Raw genomic sequence first — 20,991 nt, 5'->3', positions numbered from 1 at the left:
TCAGCCTCCAGCGATAACCTGAAAAAGCAGGATCTGGTCGCCTTCCTGCAAAAGTTGATCTTCCCAGCGCTCGCGCGGCAGGATGTGTTGATTGAGCGCCAGCGCGACGCCCGGTTGCTGCTGTTCCAGTTGAGCGAGCAGATCCGCAACGGATGTCGCTTCGGCGCACTGTAACGGCTCATCGTTAAACCACACTTGCATGCTTCCCTCCACATACCGGGCAGCCCTGAGCCCGTTGAAGTGCAAGAGTGCGCCAGTTGCTGGTCCGGGCATCGAACAGACGCAAGCTATTGCGCGGGGCCGCCATGCCGCTGAGCAGTTTGATTGCCTCCAGCGCCTGTAAGGTACCCATCATGCCGACCACCGGGCCGATAATGCCCGCCGTGCGACAGTTGCGTTCCGGTTCGGCAGCGTCCGGCCATAAGCAGCGATAGCACCCCTGTTCCCAGGGCGGCGTCAGCACCATAAACTGGCCTCCCAGTCCGACAGCGCTGGCGGTAATCAGCGGTGTTTCAAGCGCGACGCTGGCGGAGTTAATTTCCTGACGAGTCGCCATGTTATCGGTGCAATCCAGCACTACATCGGCCTTTGCCACTTCGTCCTGTAGCGCCTGACCGCTTAATCGCTGCTGTAGCGTAATCAGTTCAATCTGCGGGTTGAGGCGCGCCAGCCGTTCTCGGGCGGCGGTGGTTTTTGGCTGCGCAATATCATCGCTGGTGAACAGAATTTGCCGCTGTAGATTGCTGACATGCACGTCATCGTCATCGGCCAGCACCAGCGTGCCGACGCCTGCGCCTGCGAGATACAGCGCAGCGGGCGAGCCCAGTCCGCCGAGGCCAATAATCAATACCCGGCTGGCCAGCAGCTTTTGTTGGCCCTCAATGGCGATATCCTCCAGCAGCAGCTGGCGGCTATAGCGCATAAAATCGCTGTCATTCATCGCCAACTCCTGCTATTTCCAGCAACTGTGCTGTTGCCTGTCGCCAGTCAGCCGCCTGCGTGATGGCGCTGACGACCGCAATACTGCCAACGCCAGTTGCCAGTACCGCCGGAGCGCGCTCAAGGCTAATACCACCGATGGCGACCGTCGGATAATCCCCAAGACGTTGGATATGCTGCGCGAGCTGTTCCAGTCCCTGAGGGGCGGAAGGCATCTGCTTGGTTTGCGTCGGGAAAACGTGACCGAGAGCGATGTAGGAGGGACGAGCCGCCAGCGCGATATCCATTTCCATATCGTCGTGAGTGGAAACACCAAGGCGCAGCCCAGCGTTGCGGATTGCGCTGAGATCGGTGGTTTCGAGATCCTCCTGGCCTAAGTGCACGCCGTAAGCCTGATGTTTAATGGCCAGGTGCCAGTAGTCATTAATAAACAGCCGGGCATTGTGCTTGCGCCCCAGGGTGATGGCGGCGATCACATCGTCTTCAACTTCGCTATCGCGTTTATCTTTGATGCGCAGCTGAATGGTACGAACGCCCGCAGTCAATAAACGTTCAATCCACTCTACGCTATCGACGACCGGGTAGAGTCCTAAGCGGAAAGGGACGGATGGGAAATCAGGTTGGTACATCAGGCTTCCTCCTTTTTCAGGTAGATTTCGCCGCCGCGGGCGCGGAAGCTATTCGACATATCGCTCATGCCAACTTCGATATCCTGGCGGGCTGCATAATCGCGCACTTCCTGGCTGATTTTCATTGAGCAGAATTTGGGGCCGCACATGGAGCAGAAGTGAGCCACTTTGCCGGACTCCTGCGGCAGAGTCTCGTCGTGGTAAGCGCGAGCGGTGAACGGGTCGAGCGCCAGGTTAAACTGGTCTTCCCAGCGGAATTCGAAGCGTGCTTTTGACATCGCGTTATCGCGGATCTGCGCTCCGGGATGGCCTTTGGCAAGGTCAGCGGCATGGGCGGCGATTTTGTAGGTAATCAGCCCTTGCTTAACGTCTTCTTTGTTCGGTAGGCCGAGGTGCTCTTTTGGCGTCACGTAGCAGAGCATCGCGCAGCCGAACCAGCCAATCATTGCGGCGCCAATGCCCGAGGTGAAGTGGTCATAGCCCGGTGCGACATCGGTGGTGAGCGGCCCTAAGGTGTAGAAAGGTGCTTCGTGGCAGTGTTCCAGCTCCTCGGTCATATTGCGCTGAATCATCTGCATCGGCACGTGGCCTGGGCCTTCAATCATCACCTGTACATCGTACTCCCAGGCGATTTTGGTCAGTTCGCCCAGCGTGTGCAGCTCGGCAAACTGCGCTTCGTCGTTAGCATCCTGAATAGAGCCCGGACGCAGACCATCGCCCAGCGATAGGGAAACATCATAGGCAGCGCAGATTTCACAGATTTCGCGGAAATGCTGATAAAGGAAGTTCTCCTGATGATGGGAGAGGCACCACTTCGCCATAATAGAACCGCCGCGTGAAACAATGCCAGTCAGCCGCCTGGCGGTCATCGGCACGTAGCGTAGCAGCACGCCCGCATGGATAGTGAAGTAGTCGACTCCTTGTTCAGCCTGCTCCAGCAACGTGTCGCGGAAGGCTTCCCAGGAGAGATCTTCGGCGATCCCGTTAACTTTCTCTAGCGCCTGGTAGATCGGCACGGTACCGATTGGTACCGGACTGTTACGCAGGATCCACTCGCGGGTTTCGTGAATATAGCGACCGGTCGACAGGTCCATCACCGTATCCGCGCCCCAGCGAGTGGACCACACCAGCTTCTCGACCTCTTCTTCGATAGATGAAGTGACCGCCGAGTTGCCGATATTGGCATTGACCTTCACGAGGAAGTTGCGGCCGATTATCATCGGTTCTGACTCAGGGTGATTGATATTGGCGGGGATAATCGCGCGCCCGGCAGCGACTTCATCGCGTACGAATTCCGGGGTGATGTTCTCCGGCAGTCGTGCGCCAAACCCAACTCCGGGATGCTGGTGTCTCAACACTTCGCCACGAATGCGCTCGCGGCCCATGTTTTCACGGATGGCGATGAACTCCATCTCTGGGGTGACAACGCCCTGGCGGGCATAGTGCAACTGAGTCACGCATTTCCCGGAGATAGCGCGTTTTGGTGTTAGCAGGCCGGTAAAGCGCAGTTCGTCGAGGCCATCATCTGACAGGCGCTGTTTGGTATATGCCGAGCTGCGATCGCAGAGTTCTTCGCAGTCGCCACGCGCTTCAATCCACGGCTGGCGTAGTTTTGCCAGACCTTGTTGGACATTGATTACTATCTCCGGGTCGCCATAAGGGCCGGACGTGTCATAGACAGGAATGGCTTCGTTAGCTTCATAGCGGGGATTATCTTTAGCGCCGCCGATGAGCGTCGGGCTCAGCTGAATTTCGCGCATCGGGACGCGAAGATCTTCACGTGAGCCGCGGATATAGATGCGTTGCGAATTGGGAAATGCGGTGCCTTCCAGCGTGTCGATAAAGCGTTGCGCATGTTCGCGTTGCTCTCGACGGGTCATTTTTGTTGTAGACATAGCTCATTCCAGGTGAACAGGATATGGCTTGTCAGACGACGGATGGAGTAACAGATGCGATCGGGCCCAGATGGGCTGACGCTAAATGCAGTTTACTCTTGTTCCCTTCGCAGGTATTAGCCTGATCAGGTTCCGCGGATCCCGAATTAACGGTCTCAGCCTTTTCCACTGTGGAAAATGGGCACTCCGACAAGATGACATCCCCTCTCTGAGAGGGGGAATGTATGTAAACTACTCGTTAATAGCGGACAACTCAAGCCGTCGGCGCGATATTGTCGCTGACGGGGTCCTTTCGGCTGTGGGCGATGGCGAGGGCGATGAGTTTATCCTCCAGCGCAAAGCGTGCTTCCAGCGCTTCGCCGATATCCGATAACGCCTGTTGAAACTCAAGGTAGTTATCGTGATCGATGGCGTTTTCGAGGCAAGAGTCGTAGTCATCCATGATCTGCTGAGTGTTGGCTTGCAGCTGTGGATAAAGCTTAGTGGCGGTTAAAAGTGGCGTATCACCTTCCAATTCGGCGATAAAGCGTTCATAAATACTAAAATGACCGGAGGAGAGATAGTCCACCAGACTTTGACAAAAATCATCCAGCGCCTTCTCATTAAGCCGCATAAATGATTCCTTGCCAGGTTTCAGGCCAACCAGGTTGTAGTAAGCCACGAGTAAATGCTTACGTACTTGTAGCCAGCGATCGACCAGTTTATTGCTGCCTCCAACACGTTCCGTCAGGTTTTCCAGCTGGTTTAACATGGTTGACTCCGCAAGTTTTAAAGAGAAATACGTTGCTCACCAAAATGTAAATTTAATGTTAAAAGTGCCAGTAAAATGAAGGTAGTGCAATAGATATGGATCGTATTATTGAAAAATTAGATCGCGGTTGGTGGATAGTCAGCCACGAACAGAAATTATGGTTACCCGACGGGGAATTACCATATGGCGAAGCGGTAAATTTTAATCTTGCGGGGCAACCCGCGCTGCGCATAGGGGAATGGCAGGGCGAACCGGTGTGGCTGGTTCGTCAGGAGCGTCGACATGAGATGGGATCGTTGCGTCAGGTACTCGATCAGGATGCTGGCCTTTTTCAACTGGCAGGACGCGGGATCCAACTGGCGGAGTTCTATCGCTCGCATAAATTCTGCGGTTATTGCGGGCATCCGATGCACCCCAGCAAAACTGAATGGGCGATGCTCTGCAGCCACTGCCGTGAGCGTTATTACCCGCAAATCGCGCCGTGCATCATCGTTGCTATTCGACGGGATGATTCTATTTTGCTGGCGCAGCACACGCGCCATCGCAACGGCGTGCATACGGTGCTGGCCGGGTTTGTCGAAGTCGGTGAAACACTGGAGCAGACGGTTGCCCGTGAGGTCATGGAAGAGAGCGGCATTAAGGTGAAAAACCTGCGCTACGTGACCTCCCAGCCGTGGCCGTTCCCGCAATCGCTAATGACTGCGTTTATGGCGGAATACGACAGCGGCGAGATTGTTATCGATAAGAAAGAGTTGCTGGAAGCGGGATGGTATCGCTATGACGATCTGCCGCTCCTGCCGCCGCCGGGCACGGTTGCCCGCCGCCTGATAGAAGATACCGTGGCGATGTGTCGGGCAGAGTATGAGTGACATGTTACACTTGGCGCATCAACGCTAAAGGAATGTAAAAATGACCGAATTGAAGAACGATCGTTACCTGCGCGCGCTGCTACGTCAGCCGGTTGATGTCACCCCGGTGTGGATGATGCGCCAGGCGGGCCGCTATTTACCGGAATATAAAGCCACTCGCGCCGAAGCGGGCGACTTTATGTCGCTGTGTAAAAATGCTGAGCTGGCTTGCGAAGTGACGCTGCAGCCGCTGCGTCGCTATAAGCTGGATGCGGCAATCCTCTTCTCGGACATTCTGACTATCCCGGACGCCATGGGGCTGGGGCTTTATTTCGAAGCCGGTGAAGGCCCGCGTTTTACCTCGCCCATCACCTGTAAAGCGGATGTCGATAAACTACCGATCCCTGACCCGGAAGGGGAGCTCGGCTATGTGATGAACGCGGTGCGTACAATCCGCCGCGAGCTCAAAGGTGAAGTGCCGCTGATTGGTTTCTCCGGTAGCCCGTGGACGCTGGCGACCTATATGGTTGAAGGCGGCAGCAGCAAAGCATTTACGGTGATCAAGAAGATGATGTATGCCGAGCCGCAGGCGCTGCATGCCCTGCTGGATAAGCTGGCGAAAAGCGTCACGCTGTATCTGAACGCGCAAATCAAAGCGGGCGCTCAGTCGGTGATGATTTTTGACACCTGGGGCGGCGCGCTGACCGGTCGTGATTATCAGCAGTTCTCGCTCTACTACATGCATAAAATCGTCGATGGTCTGCTGCGTGAGAACGAAGGCCGTCGCGTACCGGTAACCCTGTTTACCAAAGGCGGTGGGCAGTGGCTGGAAGCGATGGCGGAAACCGGTTGCGATGCGCTGGGCCTCGACTGGACTACCGATATCGCCGATGCGCGCCGTCGCGTGGGCCATAAAGTCGCTCTGCAGGGCAACATGGACCCTTCAATGCTTTACGCTCCTGCGGCGCGTATCGAGGAAGAAGTGGCGACCATTCTCGCCGGATTCGGTCAGGGTGAGGGTCATGTCTTCAACCTCGGCCACGGGATTCACCAGGACGTCGACCCGGAACACGCGGGTGTGTTTGTGGAGGCGGTGCACCGTTTGTCGGCGCAATACCACCGTTAAGGAGTGATTATGGATTTGGCATCGCTACGCGCCCAACAGCTGAGCCTGGCGGAATCGGTGGAGCGAGTCGATCGTCTGGACCAGGATCCGCCGATGCTGATCGGCGGGGCGGATGTTGGATTTGAGCAAGAGGGCGAAGTCACCCGGGCGGCGATGGTGCTGCTGAGCTATCCGTCGCTGGAGCTGGTGGAATATCAGGTGGCGCGCGTTGCCACCGCGATGCCCTACATTCCCGGTTTCCTCTCCTTTCGCGAAACGCCTGCGCTGCTGGCGGCGTGGGAGCAACTTTCACAAAAACCGGATCTTTTATTCGTCGACGGGCACGGTATTTCTCATCCGCGCCGCCTCGGCGTCGCCAGCCATTTTGGGCTGCTGGTGGATGTCCCGACGATCGGTGTGGCGAAAAAGCGGCTATGCGGTAAGTTTGAACTGCTCGGCGATGAGCCCGGTGCGCTGGCTCCATTGCAGGATAAAGGTGAGCAGTTGGCATGGGTCCTGCGCAGTAAAGCGCGCTGCAACCCGCTGTTCGTCAGCACCGGACATCGCGTTGGCCTTGATAGCGCGCTGATGTGGGTAGAACGTTGCCTGAAAGGCTACCGTCTGCCGGAGCCGACGCGCTGGGCTGATGCGGTGGCGTCCCGCCGACCGGCGTTTGTGCGTTGGCAAGCAAATCACGGCTGATTCAGGTACACTGCGGCTAATTTCTGACTTCGAGAATTCATCATGTTACAAAACCCGATTCACCTGCGTCTGGAGAAGCTGGAGAGCTGGCAGCACGTCACTTTTATGGCCTGTCTGTGCGAGCGGATGTACCCCAACTACGCCATGTTCTGCAAGCAAACTGAGTTCGCTGATGGCCAGCTGTATCGTCGTATCCTTGACCTGATCTGGGAAACGTTGACGGTTAAAGATGCGAAAGTGAATTTTGATAGTCAGCTAGAAAAGCTGGAAGAGGCGATTCCGGCCGCTGATGATTACGATCTGTACGGTGTTTATCCGGCCATTGACGCCTGCGTCGCATTAAGTGAATTGATTCACTCGCGGCTGAGTGGGGAAACGCTTGAACATGCGATCGAAGTGAGCAAGAGTTCCATCACCACCGTTGCGATGCTGGAAATGACCCAGGCTGGTCGCGAAATGACCGACGAAGAGCTCAAAGAAAACCCAGCTGTTGAGCAAGAATGGGATATTCAGTGGGAGATTTTCCGTCTTTTGGCCGACTGTGAAGAACGAGACATTGAACTGATCAAAGGGCTTCGTGCAGACCTCCGCGAGGCCGGCGAGAGCAATATTGGTATAAATTTTCAGCAGTGAGACAAGAAAACGTGATTTACCGCCTGAATTGTAGCGTCTGAAGGCTTCCATTCCGCCCCCCGTCTGGTCTACATTTGGGGGGCGAAAAAAAGTGGCTATCGGTGCGTGTATGCAGGTGGGTGCTTTTTTGGCATTTCCGTCGCACTCGATGCTTAGCAAGCGATAAACACATTGTAAGGATAACTTATGAACAAGACTCAACTGATTGATGTAATTGCGGACAAAGCTGACCTGTCCAAAGCACAGGCGAAAGCTGCCCTGGAATCTACCCTGGCTGCAATTACTGAGTCTCTGAAAGAAGGTGATGCTGTTCAACTGGTTGGTTTCGGTACCTTCAAAGTGAACCACCGCGCTGAGCGTACTGGCCGCAACCCGCAGACCGGTAATGAAATCAAAATCGCCGCAGCTAACGTACCGGCATTTGTTTCAGGCAAAGCACTGAAAGACGCAGTTAAGTAAGACCGCGTGGCAGTTTACAGTTTTATCGAAGGGGCTTTTAAGCCCCTTTTGTCTACCTGGCGTCGTCCGTTGGCGCTGGTGGGCGTATTGCTGCTTACTGCCTGCAGCCACGATTCTTCTCTCCCACCGTTTACCGCCAGCGGGTATGCGGATAACCAGGGAGCGATGCGTATCTGGCGTAAAGATTCAGATGGCGAGGTTCGCCTTCTTGCCGCCTTTAGCCCGTGGCGTCACGGGAATACCTCGACCAGCGAGTACCGTTGGCAGGACGATCAGCTTGCGCTAATCGAACTGAACGTTTACGGCAAACCCCCGGAACATATTCGCGCCCGCTTTGATGCGCAGGGCGAGCTAAGCTTTATGCAGCGTGAAGTCGACGGGCAGAAGCAGCAGCTTTCCAGCGATCAGGTTGCGCTGTATCGTTACCGCGCAGAGCAAATACGCCAGACCAGCGATGCTTTACGTCAGGGGCGCGTGATGCTGCGTCAGGGGCGCTGGCATGCCAACCAGACGGTAACGACCTGCGAAGGTCAGACCGTGAAGCCTGACCTTGATGCGCGAGCGCTAGCCCATATTGAACGTCGCCAGAATCACTCATCCATTGAGGTGAGCGTGGCGTGGCTGGAAGCGCCGGAAGGTTCCCAGTTGCTGCTGGTGGCAAACGAAGACTTCTGTACCTGGCAGCCGACTGAGAAAAACTTCTAAATTTTACCAGTGGTTCATGCCCATATGACCGCGGCCACCACCCCCACAGCCTCCACGCCCCATTCCCTCGCCGCGAGGAATACCCGCCTGGGCTAAAGCGACATCAAACTTAACCCGCTGCTGGGCCAGCTTCTGACCGAGAGCTTCCATCTCCTGGGCAACAGATTCAATTTTTGTACTGTCCGGTTTATCCGCAGTTAACAACGCATTGTATTCGTAGCGTTTTGATGTGAGCTGCTGGCGTAGAGCGCGGGTTTGCTCATAGAAATCGCTATGCAGCTTCTGGGCAGTGGCCTGCTGTTCAGTCGTCAGTTGGCTATAGCCCTGCGGACCCATTCCGTTGCCGTTATTCCAGTGGTGTCCTGCCCATGCAGAGCTGCTACCAAAGGTTAAGGCGGCAAGGGCGATGAGTGTCAGAGTGAATTTGTGGTTCCGTTTCATGGTTTATTCTCCTGGTTTATGGTTTCTTCCGTATTTGCATCTTCCGTGCCAGGATGAAAACTCCGCAGGATATAAGGTTTTCTATCGCATCAGCAGATGACAACGAGTAAAAATGACTCGCGGAAAAGATCGATGCGGGTCATTTTTACCCGCCGTCTTGCGGGTTTATGCCTGAGAGCCCGTTTGCCGGGCCGGAAAAATGGCATGATTTCTGCTGGGAACCGTAGAGCCTGATAAAAGGGAGTTGCAATGAACGTGATGCGGTTGTCGAAGGATTCTGTCGCCGTTGGGCTGAGCTGGCTATTGACTGGCCTCATCTTACTGCTGGTGTGCCTGTTTTCCGTACTTATCGTGCGCGACAATGGTCGTGAGAACGACGCCGCGCGCCAGACCATTCAGGAAAAAGGCAGCGTACTGATTCGCGCCCTTGAGTCCGGAACTCGCGTCGGTATGGGAATGCGTATGCATCACGCCCAGCTTCAGGCATTGCTTGAGGAGATGGCCTGGCAGCCTGGCGTACTGTGGTTTGCGGTGACGGATGAGAATGGCAAAATTATTGCTCATAGCGATCCGCAGCAGGTTGGTGGGACGCTGTATCCTGCCGATGCGATGCGCGAGTTGAACATTGGCAGCGAGGAACGCTGGCGGCGGCTTGAAAAACCGGAGCCGGCACTGGAAATCTATCGCCAGTTTCGCCCGCTTAACGGTGGGGGCGCTCACCATATGCGCATGATGATGCGCCGCGAATCTGCCGACCTGCGTGCTCAGGTGCCGCAGGTCATTTTTATCGCCTTTGATGCCCGGGAACTGGATGCCGACAACGCCCGTGGTCTGCGGAATATGATCGTTATGCTGTGCGCGGCAGGCGTGGTGATGGTGGCAACCGTGCTGGCTCAATTTTGGTTCCGACGCTATCAGCGCTCGCGTAAGCAACTACAGGAAGCGATGGCGCGTAAAGAGAAACTGGTGGCGATCGGGCATTTGGCTGCGGGCGTCGCGCATGAAATTCGTAACCCGTTATCATCCATTAAAGGGCTGGCAAAGTATTTTGCTGAACGTACCCCGCCCGACGGCGAAGCGCATCAGTTGGCCCAGGTGATGGCAAAAGAAGCCGATCGTTTAAACCGGGTGGTCAGCGAACTTCTGGAACTGGTGCGTCCGGCACATTTAAAATATCAATGGGTTGATTTGAATGAGGTTATTACCCACTCGCTGCAACTGATTGGTCAGGATGCGCAGAGCCGCGCTATCGAGCTGAACTTTAACGCTCAGCCTTCGCTACGCCGGATTCAGGCCGACCCTGACAGGCTTAAGCAGGTATTACTGAACCTGTATCTCAACGCGATGCAGGCCATTGGACATCATGGGACGATTCGCGTGGAAGTCGGTGAATGCGATGGTCAAAGAGTGAAAATCGTCGTGACCGATAGTGGAAAAGGGATGACAGCAGAGCAAAGACAGGCCATCTTCACCCCCTATTTTACGACCAAAGCAGATGGCACCGGACTGGGGCTGGCGGTAGTGCAGAATATTGTTGAACAACATGGCGGAACGATCCACGCCGACAGTACGCCGGGAAAAGGCGCCGTTTTTACGCTTTATCTGCCGGTGAGCGCGCAACAAAAGGATGAACAAGGATGACGGATGAGAAGGTAGACATTCTGGTTGTTGATGACGATGTCAGCCATTGCACGATCCTCCAGGCCTTACTGCGGGGCTGGGGCTATAACGTCGCATTGGCCCACAACGGGCTGTTGGCTCTGGAGCTAGTGAAGCAAAAAGTATTTGACCTGGTGCTGTGCGATATCCGTATGGCGGAGATGGACGGTATCGAAACGCTCAAGGAAATTAAGGCATACAACCCGGCAATTCCGGTACTCATCATGACCGCTTTCTCCAGCGTAGGAACGGCGGTTGAAGCTATCAAGTCCGGGGCGCTGGATTATCTCATCAAACCGCTGGATTTTGACAAACTGCAGGAGACGCTTGCCCAGGCGTTGGCACATACGCGCCAGTCCGATAGCGGCATGGAACCAGGCCCAGCAGCACAATTTGGCATGGTGGGTGATAGCCCGGCGATGCAGACGCTACTCAGCAATATCGCCCTGGTGGCGCCATCTGACGCGACAGTGTTGATCTGCGGTGAGTCAGGTACCGGCAAAGAGCTGGTTGCCCGTGCGCTCCACGCCAGTAGCAGGCGTAATAATCAACCGCTGGTGACGCTGAACTGTGCGGCGCTCAATGAATCGCTGCTGGAGTCGGAGCTGTTCGGTCATGAGAAGGGGGCGTTTACCGGGGCCGATAAACGGCGGGAAGGGCGTTTTGAGCAAGCCGATGGCGGCACATTATTCCTCGATGAGATTGGTGATATCTCACCGCTGATGCAGGTGCGATTGTTACGAGCGATCCAGGAACGAGAAGTTCAACGCGTTGGGAGTAATCAGACGATTAAGGTTGATGTCAGACTGATTGCCGCCACCCATCGCGATTTAGCCGAAGAGGTGAGTGCCGGTCGCTTTCGTCAGGATCTCTACTATCGCCTGAACGTGGTGACTATCGACATGCCGCCGTTGCGTCAGCGTCGAGAAGATATCCCACAGCTGGCGCGCTATTTCCTGCAACGTTATGCCGAGCGGAACCGCAAGGCGGTGCAGGGTTTTACGCCGCAGGCGATGGATTTGCTGATCCACTACGACTGGCCTGGCAATATTCGTGAGCTGGAAAACGCGGTAGAGCGGGCGGTGGTTCTGCTGACGGGAGAGTATATTTCCGAACGCGAGCTACCGTTGTCGATTGCCGGTACGCCACTTCCGGCGTTGTCACTATCCGATGATGTGATTCAACCGCTGGTGGAAGTAGAAAAAGAGGTGATTCTGGCGGCGCTTGAAAAAACGGGCGGCAACAAAACTGAAGCCGCCCGCCAGTTAGGCATTACGCGCAAAACGCTGCTGGCTAAGCTTAGCCGCTAGTTTTGCTCGCGTTCGATAGCGCGCCAGCCGATGTCGTTACGGCTAAAGCTGTCGTCCCAGCGAATATCGGTCATCAGGGCGTAAGCGCGTTTCTGCGCTTCGGCAACGGTATGACCCAATGCGGTGGCGCATAGTACGCGACCGCCGCTGGTCAACACACGGTCGTCATCCGCGAGCTTAGTCCCTGCATGGAATACTTTACCGTTTGCGGTTTCTGCCAGCGGCAGGCCGTGGATAACGTCCCCGGTACGGTAGTCAGCCGGATAACCTCCGGCGGCAATTACCACGCCTAACGCGGCGCGTTCATCCCATTCGGAGGTTTGTTCGTCCAGCTTGCCTTCACAAGCGGCCAGACACAGATCCACCAGATCCGATTTCATGCGCAGCATGATCGGCTGAGTTTCTGGATCGCCGAAGCGACAGTTGAATTCGATAACCTTCGGGTTGCCCTGTTTATCGATCATCAGGCCTGCGTACAGGAAGCCGGTGTAGGTGTTTCCTTCCGCTGCCATGCCTTTGACGGTTGGCCAAATAATACGTTCCATAGTGCGCTGGTGAACTTCATCGGTCACGACGGGTGCCGGTGAGTAGGCGCCCATCCCGCCGGTGTTCGGGCCGGTGTCGCCATTGCCAACACGTTTGTGGTCCTGGCTGGTGGCCATCGGCAGCACGTGCTCGCCATCGACCATCACGATAAAGCTCGCCTCTTCACCGTCGAGGAACTCTTCGATCACGATACGATGACCCGCGTCGCCAAAAGCGTTGCCTGCCAGCATGTCATGCACGGCGGCTTCGGCTTCTTCAAGCGTCATTGCCACGATAACGCCTTTACCGGCAGCCAGACCGTCGGCTTTGATGACAATGGGTGCGCCTTTCTCGCGCAGGTAAGCCAGCGCGGGTTCGATTTCGGTGAAGTTCTGATATTCCGCCGTCGGAATGTTATGACGGGCGAGAAAATCTTTGGTGAAGGCTTTTGAGCCTTCAAGCTGCGCGGCACCTTCGGTGGGGCCAAAGATTTTCAGACCGGCGGCGCGGAAGGCGTCGACCACGCCAATCACCAGCGGCGCTTCCGGGCCGACGATAGTCAGGTCAATCTTCTCGCTCTGGGCAAAGGCCAACAGTGCCGGGATATCGGTAACACCGATAGCCACGTTTTGCAGCGCAGGCTCCAGCGCGGTGCCCGCGTTACCCGGTGCGACAAAAACGGTATCGACATTTGGTGACTGTACCGCTTTCCAGGCCAGGGCGTGCTCGCGCCCGCCGTTGCCAATAACTAATACTTTCATCGTCTGCTCCGTGGATTAATGGCGGAAGTGGCGCATGTCGGTGAAGATCATCGCAATGCCGTGTTCGTCGGCAGCGGCAATCACCTCTTCGTCGCGAATAGAACCGCCAGGCTGGATAACGCAGCTCACGCCAACGGCGGCAGCGGCATCAATACCATCACGGAACGGGAAGAACGCGTCGGAAGCCATGGCGGAACCTTTGACTTCCAGCCCTTCGTCGGCGGCTTTAATCCCGGCGATTTTGGCGGAGTAAACGCGGCTCATCTGGCCTGCGCCTATCCCGATGGTCATATTCTCTTTGGCGTAGACAATGGCGTTAGATTTGACGAACTTCGCCACTTTCCAGCAGAACAGCGCATCGCGCAGTTCCTGTTCGGTAGGCTGACGCCTGGAAACCACGCGCAGTTCGCCTTCGGTGACCATACCCAGGTCACGATCCTGAACCAGCAGGCCGCCGTTCACACGCTTGAAGTCCAGACCGGCAACGCGGTTTGCCCACTGACCACAGGTCAGGACGCGTACGTTCTGTTTGGCGGCAGTGATTTTCAGCGCTTCTTCTGTTGCAGACGGTGCAATGATCACTTCCACAAACTGGCGGGAGATAATGGCTTGTGCCGTTTCGGCATCCAGTTCGCGGTTGAAAGCGATGATGCCGCCAAACGCAGAAGTTGGGTCGGTTTTATAGGCGCGGTCGTAAGCGTCGAGAATAGAGGTGCTGACGGCCACACCGCATGGGTTAGCATGCTTAACGATAACGCAGGCCGGTTCGTTGAACTCTTTCACGCACTCCAGCGCGGCATCGGTATCGGCGATGTTGTTATAAGAGAGCGCTTTGCCCTGGACCTGGGTCGCAGTGGCAACGGAAGCCTCTTTAACATTCTCTTCTATATAGAAGGCAGCTTGCTGGTGGCTGTTTTCGCCGTAGCGCATATCCTGCTTCTTAATGAAGTTCAGGTTAAGAGTACGCGGGAAGCGACCCGCAGCTTCTTTGCTTTCACCATAATAGGCCGGAACCATGCTGCCGAAGTAGTTGGCAATCATGCTGTCGTAGGCCGCGGTATGTTCGAAAGCTTTGATGGCGAGGTCGAAGCGGGTTTCCAGAGTGAGGGAGCCTTCGTTGGCATCCATCTCATTAATAATAGCTTCGTAGTCGTTGCTCTTCACCACGATGGCCACATCTTTATGGTTCTTTGCCGCTGAACGAACCATGGTCGGGCCGCCGATATCAATATTCTCTACCGCATCTTCCAGCGAACAGCCTTCACGGGCAACGGTCTCGGCGAACGGATAAAGGTTAACGACAACCATATCGATGGGTGCGATACCGTGCTGTTCCATAATGCCATCATCCTGACCACGACGACCGAGAATGCCGCCGTGTACTTTCGGATGTAGGGTCTTCACGCGTCCATCCATCATTTCCGGGAAACCGGTGTAGTCAGAGACTTCGGTTACCGGCAGACCTTTCTCAGCCAGCAGGCGTGCAGTACCACCTGTAGACAGTAGCTCTACACCACGAGCGGAAAGTGCCTGCGCGAATTCGACGATACCGGCCTTGTCAGAAACACTGAGCAGTGCGCGGCGGACTGGACGACGTTGTTGCATGGTATTAAATCCCCAGGATTTGAATATTACAGAGAGCGTTAGGTGAGTTTTTGTCTAAAAACTCACCTAACGCACCCAACCGGGCGTCCTTGTTATAGCGCGGCATTGTAACGAAAACGTTTGCGCAACGCTCGCGAATTTTTATCTTTCTCTTTTTTGCCCTGAATTGCTGCTTATATAGAGAAGGGGGAGGGCCGTTGTAGAAGGATATCGCCAGTTGTCTGTGGATAATTCTGTGTGCAACAGGGTATAAAGTGGGCTTCTGCTGGGGATTGCAGCAGTCAGTCATTTTTCTGCAATTTAACTATTGCGGATGCTCGGGAACTCCCTATAATGCGCCTCCATCGACACGGCAGATGTGAATCACTTCACACAAACAGCCGGGTCGGTTGAAGAGAAAAGCCTGAAAATAAGGTTGACTCTGAAAGAGGAAAGCGTATTATACGCCACCTCGCAACGGTGAGCGAAAGCCGCGTTGCACTGCTCTTTAACAATTTATCAGACAATCTGTGTGGGCACTCAAAGTGACATGGATTCTTAACGTCGCAAGACGAAAAATGAATACCAAGTCTCTGAGTGAACATACGTAATTCATTACGAAGTTTAATTCACGAGCATCAAACTTAAATTGAAGAGTTTGATCATGGCTCAGATTGAACGCTGGCGGCAGGCCTAACACATGCAAGTCGAGCGGTAGCACAGAGAGCTTGCTCTCGGGTGACGAGCGGCGGACGGGTGAGTAATGTCTGGGAAACTGCCTGATGGAGGGGGATAACTACTGGAAACGGTAGCTAATACCGCATAACGTCGCAAGACCAAAGTGGGGGACCTTCGGGCCTCATGCCATCAGATGTGCCCAGATGGGATTAGCTTGTTGGTGAGGTAACGGCTCACCAAGGCGACGATCCCTAGCTGGTCTGAGAGGATGACCAGCCACACTGGAACTGAGACACGGTCCAGACTCCTACGGGAGGCAGCAGTGGGGAATATTGCACAATGGGCGCAAGCCTGATGCAGCCATGCCGCGTGTATGAAGAAGGCCTTCGGGTTGTAAAGTACTTTCAGCGAGGAGGAAGGCATTAAGGTTAATAACCTTAGTGATTGACGTTACTCGCAGAAGAAGCACCGGCTAACTCCGTGCCAGCAGCCGCGGTAATACGGAGGGTGCAAGCGTTAATCGGAATTACTGGGCGTAAAGCGCACGCAGGCGGTCTGTCAAGTCGGATGTGAAATCCCCGGGCTCAACCTGGGAACTGCATTCGAAACTGGCAGGCTAGAGTCTTGTAGAGGGGGGTAGAATTCCAGGTGTAGCGGTGAAATGCGTAGAGATCTGGAGGAATACCGGTGGCGAAGGCGGCCCCCTGGACAAAGACTGACGCTCAGGTGCGAAAGCGTGGGGAGCAAACAGGATTAGATACCCTGGTAGTCCACGCTGTAAACGATGTCGACTTGGAGGTTGTTCCCTTGAGGAGTGGCTTCCGGAGCTAACGCGTTAAGTCGACCGCCTGGGGAGTACGGCCGCAAGGTTAAAACTCAAATGAATTGACGGGGGCCCGCACAAGCGGTGGAGCATGTGGTTTAATTCGATGCAACGCGAAGAACCTTACCTACTCTTGACATCCAGAGAACTTAGCAGAGATGCTTTGGTGCCTTCGGGAACTCTGAGACAGGTGCTGCATGGCTGTCGTCAGCTCGTGTTGTGAAATGTTGGGTTAAGTCCCGCAACGAGCGCAACCCTTATCCTTTGTTGCCAGCGGTTCGGCCGGGAACTCAAAGGAGACTGCCAGTGATAAACTGGAGGAAGGTGGGGATGACGTCAAGTCATCATGGCCCTTACGAGTAGGGCTACACACGTGCTACAATGGCATATACAAAGAGAAGCGACCTCGCGAGAGCAAGCGGACCTCATAAAGTATGTCGTAGTCCGGATCGGAGTCTGCAACTCGACTCCGTGAAGTCGGAATCGCTAGTAATCGTGGATCAGAATGCCACGGTGAATACGTTCCCGGGCCTTGTACACACCGCCCGTCACACCATGGGAGTGGGTTGCAAAAGAAGTAGGTAGCTTAACCTTCGGGAGGGCGCTTACCACTTTGTGATTCATGACTGGGGTGAAGTCGTAACAAGGTAACCGTAGGGGAACCTGCGGTTGGATCACCTCCTTACCTTAAAGAACCTGCCTTTGTAGTGCTCACACAGATTGTCTGATGAATGATGAACTTCTTAATGTACTTTCGAGTGTATTAAGAAGTTTTGCTCTTTAAAAATCTGGATCAAGCTGAAAATTGAAACGACACACTGCGTCTGTTCTCCGTAATAAGAACAGCATGACGGTGTGTTCGAGTCTCTCAAATTTTCGCAATCATGAAGTGAAACATCTTCGGGTTGTGAGGTTAAGCGACTAAGCGTACACGGTGGATGCCCTGGCAGTCAGAGGCGATGAAGGACGTGCTAATCTGCGATAAGCGTCGGTAAGGTGATATGAACCGTTATAACCGACGATTTCCGAATGGGGAAACCCAGTGTGTTTCGACACACTATCGTTAAGTGAATACATAGCTTAACGAAGCGAACCGGGGGAACTGAAACATCTAAGTACCCCGAGGAAAAGAAATCAACCGAGATTCCCCCAGTAGCGGCGAGCGAACGGGGAGGAGCCCAGAGTCTGAATCAGTTTGTGTGTTAGTGGAAGCGTCTGGAAAGTCGCAGGGTACAGGGTGATACTCCCGTACACAAAAACGCACAGGCTGTGAACTCGAAGAGTAGGGCGGGACACGTGGTATCCTGTCTGAATATGGGGGGACCATCCTCCAAGGCTAAATACTCCTGACTGACCGATAGTGAACCAGTACCGTGAGGGAAAGGCGAAAAGAACCCCGGCGAGGGGAGTGAAACAGAACCTGAAACCGTGTACGTACAAGCAGTAGGAGCCCACTTGTTGGGTGACTGCGTACCTTTTGTATAATGGGTCAGCGACTTATATTCTGTAGCAAGGTTAACCGTATAGGGGAGCCGCAGGGAAACCGAGTCTTAACTGGGCGTTAAGTTGCAGGGTATAGACCCGAAACCCGGTGATCTAGCCATGGGCAGGTTGAAGGTTGGGTAACACTAACTGGAGGACCGAACCGACTAATGTTGAAAAATTAGCGGATGACTTGTGGCTGGGGGTGAAAGGCCAATCAAACCGGGAGATAGCTGGTTCTCCCCGAAAGCTATTTAGGTAGCGCCTCGTGAACTCATCTTCGGGGGTAGAGCACTGTTTCGGCTAGGGGGTCATCCCGACTTACCAACCCGATGCAAACTACGAATACCGAAGAATGTTATCACGGGAGACACACGGCGGGTGCTAACGTCCGTCGTGAAGAGGGAAACAACCCAGACCGCCAGCTAAGGTCCCAAAGTCATGGTTAAGTGGGAAACGATGTGGGAAGGCACAGACAGCCAGGATGTTGGCTTAGAAGCAGCCATCATTTAAAGAAAGCGTAATAGCTCACTGGTCGAGTCGGCCTGCGCGGAAGATGTAACGGGGCTAAACCATGCACCGAAGCTGCGGCAGCGACGCTTATGCGTTGTTGGGTAGGGGAGCGTTCTGTAAGCCGTTGAAGGTGGCCTGTGAGGGTTGCTGGAGGTATCAGAAGTGCGAATGCTGACATAAGTAACGATAAAGCGGGTGAAAAGCCCGCTCGCCGGAAGACCAAGGGTTCCTGTCCAACGTTAATCGGGGCAGGGTGAGTCGACCCCTAAGGCGAGGCCGAAAGGCGTAGTCGATGGGAAACAGGTTAATATTCCTGTACTCGGTGTTACTGCGAAGGGGGACGGAGAAGGCTATGTTAGCCGGGCGACGGTTGTCCCGGTTTAAGCATGTAGGCGGATGTTCCAGGTAAATCCGGAACGTTATTCAACGCTGAGGTGTGATGACGAGGCACTACGGTGCTGAAGTAACAAATGCCCTGCTTCCAGGAAAAGCCTCTAAGCATCAGGTAACATCAAATCGTACCCCAAACCGACACAGGTGGTCAGGTAGAGAATACCAAGGCGCTTGAGAGAACTCGGGTGAAGGAACTAGGCAAAATGGTGCCGTAACTTCGGGAGAAGGCACGCTGATGGTAGGTGAAGTGACTTGCTCATGGAGCTGAAATCAGTCGAAGATACCAGCTGGCTGCAACTGTTTATTAAAAACACAGCACTGTGCAAACACGAAAGTGGACGTATACGGTGTGACGCCTGCCCGGTGCCGGAAGGTTAATTGATGGGGTTATCCTCGCGGAGAAGCTCTTGATCGAAGCCCCGGTAAACGGCGGCCGTAACTATAACGGTCCTAAGGTAGCGAAATTCCTTGTCGGGTAAGTTCCGACCTGCACGAATGGCGTAATGATGGCCAGGCTGTCTCCACCCGAGACTCAGTGAAATTGAACTCGCTGTGAAGATGCAGTGTACCCGCGGCAAGACGGAAAGACCCCGTGAACCTTTACTATAGCTTGACACTGAACACTGGTCCTTGATGTGTAGGATAGGTGGGAGGCTTTGAAGTGTGGACGCCAGTCTGCATGGAGCCATCCTTGAAATACCACCCTTTAATGGCTGGTGTTCTAACGTGGACCCGTAATCCGGGTTGCGGACAGTGTCTGGTGGGTAGTTTGACTGGGGCGGTCTCCTCCTAAAGAGTAACGGAGGAGCACGAAGGTTAGCTAATCCTGGTCGGACATCAGGAGGTTAGTGCAATGGCATAAGCTAGCTTGACTGCGAGCGTGACGGCGCGAGCAGGTGCGAAAGCAGGTCATAGTGATCCGGTGGTTCTGAATGGAAGGGCCATCGCTCAACGGATAAAAGGTACTCCGGGGATAACAGGCTGATACCGCCCAAGAGTTCATATCGACGGCGGTGTTTGGCACCTCGATGTCGGCTCATCACATCCTGGGGCTGAAGTAGGTCCCAAGGGTATGGCTGTTCGCCATTTAAAGTGGTACGCGAGCTGGGTTTAGAACGTCGTGAGACAGTTCGGTCCCTATCTGCCGTGGGCGCTGGAGAATTGAGGGGGCTGCTCCTAGTACGAGAGGACCGGAGTGGACGCATCACTGGTGTTCGGGTTGTCATGCCAATGGCATTGCCCGGTAGCTAAATGCGGAAGAGATAAGTGCTGAAAGCATCTAAGCACGAAACTTGCCCCGAGATGAGTTCTCCCTGACTCCTTGAGAGTCCTGAAGGAACGTTGAAGACGACGACGTTGATAGGCCGGGTGTGTAAGCGTAGCGATACGTTGAGCTAACCGGTACTAATGAACCGTGAGGCTTAACCTTACAACGCCGAAGATGTTTTGGCGGATTTGAGAGAATTTCAGCTTGATACAGATTAAACAGAATTTGCCTGGCGGCAATAGCGCGGTGGTCCCACCTGACCCCATGCCGAACTCAGAAGTGAAACGCCGTAGCGCCGATGGTAGTGTGGGGTCTCCCCATGTGAGAGTAGGGAACTGCCAGGCATTAATTAAGTGAAGAGCCCATCCTGACGGATGGGCTTTTTGCGTTTTTATGGTATTTAAAAAAACCGGATATCAGCTTTGCCTCATCCGGCCTTGTAGATTACTCGTGCACCAAATTGAGCAACGGATACGGTTTTCCCAGATCGTCCGTCTCTGAACGCCCCGTCACCTTGAAGCCCATCTTCTTATAAAATCCAACCGCCTGTTCATTCTGCTCGTTGACGTTGGTCGTCAGTTTCGATGATAGCGTCAGCGCATGGTTGATCAGTAATTTCCCCACGCCACAGCCGCGGACATCGGGATCGACGAACAACGCGTCCATATGTTCACCAGTAAGAAGCATAAAGGCGATAGGCTCATCTTTCTCCGTCACCGCTACCCACAGTGGTGCTTCGGGCAAAAATGATCTCACTAACTCTTCCAGCTCTACCCTATACTCCTTCGACAGGAAATTGTGCGTTGCATCGACCGAACGACACCAGATCGCAATGAGTTTTTCCCCTTCGTCATGCCGTGAACGGCGGATGTTAATAACCATATGTTCT

At 54.5% G+C, this 20,991-nt stretch carries 17 protein-coding genes, 3 rRNA genes and 1 riboswitch; of the genes, 11 read left to right on the top strand and 9 right to left on the bottom strand.

Features of this window, described 5'->3' with window-relative positions:
* From thiS to rsd, 5 genes are all read right to left on the bottom strand, one after another.
* Positions 1-201, bottom strand: coding sequence for a sulfur carrier protein ThiS (thiS, locus tag ACMYSL_RS27535; RefSeq protein ID WP_181484078.1), 201 nt, complete (start codon positions 199-201; stop codon positions 1-3).
* The gene (locus ACMYSL_RS27530; RefSeq protein WP_434660724.1) at positions 185-940 is read right to left on the bottom strand and encodes a HesA/MoeB/ThiF family protein; all 756 of its coding nucleotides are present in this window, start codon (positions 938-940) and stop codon (positions 185-187) included. Before ACMYSL_RS27530 ends, thiS begins: the two co-directional genes overlap by 17 nt.
* Entirely contained in the window at positions 933-1,568 is a 636-nt protein-coding gene (thiE, locus tag ACMYSL_RS27525; protein ID WP_434660722.1) for a thiamine phosphate synthase, read from the bottom strand. Before thiE ends, ACMYSL_RS27530 begins: the two co-directional genes overlap by 8 nt.
* On the bottom strand, positions 1,568-3,463 hold the full coding sequence (thiC, locus tag ACMYSL_RS27520) for a phosphomethylpyrimidine synthase ThiC (RefSeq protein ID WP_434660720.1): 1,896 nt from the start codon (positions 3,461-3,463) through the stop codon (positions 1,568-1,570). Before thiC ends, thiE begins: the two co-directional genes overlap by 1 nt.
* Before the next feature lie 85 nt (positions 3,464-3,548).
* A riboswitch (TPP riboswitch) is annotated at positions 3,549-3,662 on the bottom strand.
* A gap of 54 nt (positions 3,663-3,716) precedes the next feature.
* Complete coding sequence (gene rsd / locus ACMYSL_RS27515) at positions 3,717-4,214, bottom strand: sigma D regulator (protein ID WP_110277349.1); 498 nt, start codon at positions 4,212-4,214, stop codon at positions 3,717-3,719.
* Positions 4,215-4,309: 95 nt separating this feature from the next.
* On the opposite strand from rsd, the gene nudC reads away from it, so the two are divergent.
* From nudC to ACMYSL_RS27485, 6 genes are all read left to right on the top strand, one after another.
* A complete protein-coding gene (gene nudC / locus ACMYSL_RS27510; RefSeq protein ID WP_434660718.1) occupies positions 4,310-5,083 on the top strand; it encodes an NAD(+) diphosphatase in 774 nt (257 codons plus the stop codon).
* 40 nt (positions 5,084-5,123) lie between these two features.
* On the top strand, positions 5,124-6,188 hold the full coding sequence (gene hemE / locus ACMYSL_RS27505; protein WP_112217126.1) for a uroporphyrinogen decarboxylase: 1,065 nt from the start codon (positions 5,124-5,126) through the stop codon (positions 6,186-6,188).
* A gap of 9 nt (positions 6,189-6,197) precedes the next feature.
* Positions 6,198-6,869, top strand: a complete 672-nt coding sequence (gene nfi, locus ACMYSL_RS27500; protein ID WP_182235601.1) for a deoxyribonuclease V — start codon at positions 6,198-6,200, stop codon at positions 6,867-6,869.
* Positions 6,870-6,911: 42 nt separating this feature from the next.
* Positions 6,912-7,502, top strand: coding sequence for a YjaG family protein (locus ACMYSL_RS27495; RefSeq protein ID WP_110277353.1), 591 nt, complete (start codon positions 6,912-6,914; stop codon positions 7,500-7,502).
* A 186-nt stretch (positions 7,503-7,688) separates the two neighbouring features.
* The gene (gene hupA, locus ACMYSL_RS27490; protein ID WP_004097675.1) at positions 7,689-7,961 is read left to right on the top strand and encodes a nucleoid-associated protein HU-alpha; all 273 of its coding nucleotides are present in this window, start codon (positions 7,689-7,691) and stop codon (positions 7,959-7,961) included.
* Between the two features lie 6 nt (positions 7,962-7,967).
* Entirely contained in the window at positions 7,968-8,666 is a 699-nt protein-coding gene (locus ACMYSL_RS27485; RefSeq protein WP_112217128.1) for a DUF1481 domain-containing protein, read from the top strand.
* A gap of 3 nt (positions 8,667-8,669) precedes the next feature.
* Here the strand turns inward: ACMYSL_RS27485 and zraP are convergent, their stop codons facing one another.
* A complete protein-coding gene (gene zraP / locus ACMYSL_RS27480) occupies positions 8,670-9,107 on the bottom strand; it encodes a zinc resistance sensor/chaperone ZraP (RefSeq protein WP_182235603.1) in 438 nt (145 codons plus the stop codon).
* A gap of 249 nt (positions 9,108-9,356) precedes the next feature.
* Here zraP and zraS point away from each other — a divergent pair, with 249 nt between their 5' ends.
* Positions 9,357-10,748 carry a two-component system sensor histidine kinase ZraS gene (gene zraS / locus ACMYSL_RS27475; protein WP_434660714.1) on the top strand — a complete coding sequence of 464 codons (1,392 nt, stop codon included), beginning with the start codon at positions 9,357-9,359 and terminating at the stop codon, positions 10,746-10,748.
* Positions 10,745-12,076: a sigma-54-dependent response regulator transcription factor ZraR gene (gene zraR, locus ACMYSL_RS27470; protein ID WP_304255062.1), complete on the top strand. Its 1,332-nt coding sequence runs from the start codon at positions 10,745-10,747 to the stop codon at positions 12,074-12,076. Before zraS ends, zraR begins: the two co-directional genes overlap by 4 nt.
* Here the strand turns inward: zraR and purD are convergent.
* Both purD and purH read right to left on the bottom strand, forming a co-directional pair.
* A complete protein-coding gene (gene purD, locus ACMYSL_RS27465; protein ID WP_434660711.1) occupies positions 12,073-13,362 on the bottom strand; it encodes a phosphoribosylamine--glycine ligase in 1,290 nt (429 codons plus the stop codon). The two genes, zraR and purD, sit on opposite strands and share 4 nt — an antisense overlap.
* 15 nt (positions 13,363-13,377) lie before the next feature.
* Entirely contained in the window at positions 13,378-14,967 is a 1,590-nt protein-coding gene (gene purH, locus ACMYSL_RS27460) for a bifunctional phosphoribosylaminoimidazolecarboxamide formyltransferase/IMP cyclohydrolase (protein ID WP_434660709.1), read from the bottom strand.
* A gap of 625 nt (positions 14,968-15,592) precedes the next feature.
* Between purH and ACMYSL_RS27455 the strand changes: the two genes are divergently transcribed.
* The 3 genes from ACMYSL_RS27455 (at position 15,593) to rrf (ending at position 20,446) form a co-directional block, all read left to right on the top strand.
* Positions 15,593-17,132: ribosomal RNA gene (locus ACMYSL_RS27455) — 16S ribosomal RNA — on the top strand.
* Positions 17,133-17,358: 226 nt separating this feature from the next.
* Positions 17,359-20,264: ribosomal RNA gene (locus tag ACMYSL_RS27450) — 23S ribosomal RNA — on the top strand.
* A gap of 66 nt (positions 20,265-20,330) precedes the next feature.
* Positions 20,331-20,446, top strand: a 5S ribosomal RNA gene (gene rrf, locus ACMYSL_RS27445).
* Together the 16S, 23S and 5S rRNA genes form the textbook arrangement of a ribosomal RNA operon.
* A 100-nt stretch (positions 20,447-20,546) precedes the next feature.
* Here rrf and ACMYSL_RS27440 read toward each other — a convergent pair.
* Positions 20,547-20,984, bottom strand: coding sequence for an acetyltransferase (locus ACMYSL_RS27440; RefSeq protein WP_182235608.1), 438 nt, complete (start codon positions 20,982-20,984; stop codon positions 20,547-20,549).
* Between the last annotated feature and the right edge of the window lie 7 nt (positions 20,985-20,991).

This window comes from Klebsiella sp. MISC125 (assembly GCF_051131775.1).
Lineage (GTDB): Bacteria > Pseudomonadota > Gammaproteobacteria > Enterobacterales > Enterobacteriaceae > Klebsiella.
This window is presented reverse-complemented; position numbering and strand designations above follow the sequence as displayed.

What these genes read in the sequence shown, in the direction of transcription:
- purH (WP_434660709.1), bottom strand. Translation starts at nt 14,967, where the DNA reads ATGCAACAACGTCGTCCAGTCCGCCGCGCACTGCTCAGTGTTTCTGAC.
- zraR (WP_304255062.1), top strand. Translation starts at nt 10,745, where the DNA reads ATGACGGATGAGAAGGTAGACATTCTGGTTGTTGATGACGATGTCAGC.
- thiC (WP_434660720.1), bottom strand. Translation starts at nt 3,463, where the DNA reads ATGTCTACAACAAAAATGACCCGTCGAGAGCAACGCGAACATGCGCAA.
- zraS (WP_434660714.1), top strand. Translation starts at nt 9,357, where the DNA reads ATGAACGTGATGCGGTTGTCGAAGGATTCTGTCGCCGTTGGGCTGAGC.
- zraP (WP_182235603.1), bottom strand. Translation starts at nt 9,107, where the DNA reads ATGAAACGGAACCACAAATTCACTCTGACACTCATCGCCCTTGCCGCC.
- hemE (WP_112217126.1), top strand. Translation starts at nt 5,124, where the DNA reads ATGACCGAATTGAAGAACGATCGTTACCTGCGCGCGCTGCTACGTCAG.
- purD (WP_434660711.1), bottom strand. Translation starts at nt 13,362, where the DNA reads ATGAAAGTATTAGTTATTGGCAACGGCGGGCGCGAGCACGCCCTGGCC.
- ACMYSL_RS27530 (WP_434660724.1), bottom strand. Translation starts at nt 940, where the DNA reads ATGAATGACAGCGATTTTATGCGCTATAGCCGCCAGCTGCTGCTGGAG.
- thiS (WP_181484078.1), bottom strand. Translation starts at nt 201, where the DNA reads ATGCAAGTGTGGTTTAACGATGAGCCGTTACAGTGCGCCGAAGCGACA.
- nfi (WP_182235601.1), top strand. Translation starts at nt 6,198, where the DNA reads ATGGATTTGGCATCGCTACGCGCCCAACAGCTGAGCCTGGCGGAATCG.
- rsd (WP_110277349.1), bottom strand. Translation starts at nt 4,214, where the DNA reads ATGTTAAACCAGCTGGAAAACCTGACGGAACGTGTTGGAGGCAGCAAT.
- nudC (WP_434660718.1), top strand. Translation starts at nt 4,310, where the DNA reads ATGGATCGTATTATTGAAAAATTAGATCGCGGTTGGTGGATAGTCAGC.
- ACMYSL_RS27440 (WP_182235608.1), bottom strand. Translation starts at nt 20,984, where the DNA reads ATGGTTATTAACATCCGCCGTTCACGGCATGACGAAGGGGAAAAACTC.
- hupA (WP_004097675.1), top strand. Translation starts at nt 7,689, where the DNA reads ATGAACAAGACTCAACTGATTGATGTAATTGCGGACAAAGCTGACCTG.
- ACMYSL_RS27495 (WP_110277353.1), top strand. Translation starts at nt 6,912, where the DNA reads ATGTTACAAAACCCGATTCACCTGCGTCTGGAGAAGCTGGAGAGCTGG.
- thiE (WP_434660722.1), bottom strand. Translation starts at nt 1,568, where the DNA reads ATGTACCAACCTGATTTCCCATCCGTCCCTTTCCGCTTAGGACTCTAC.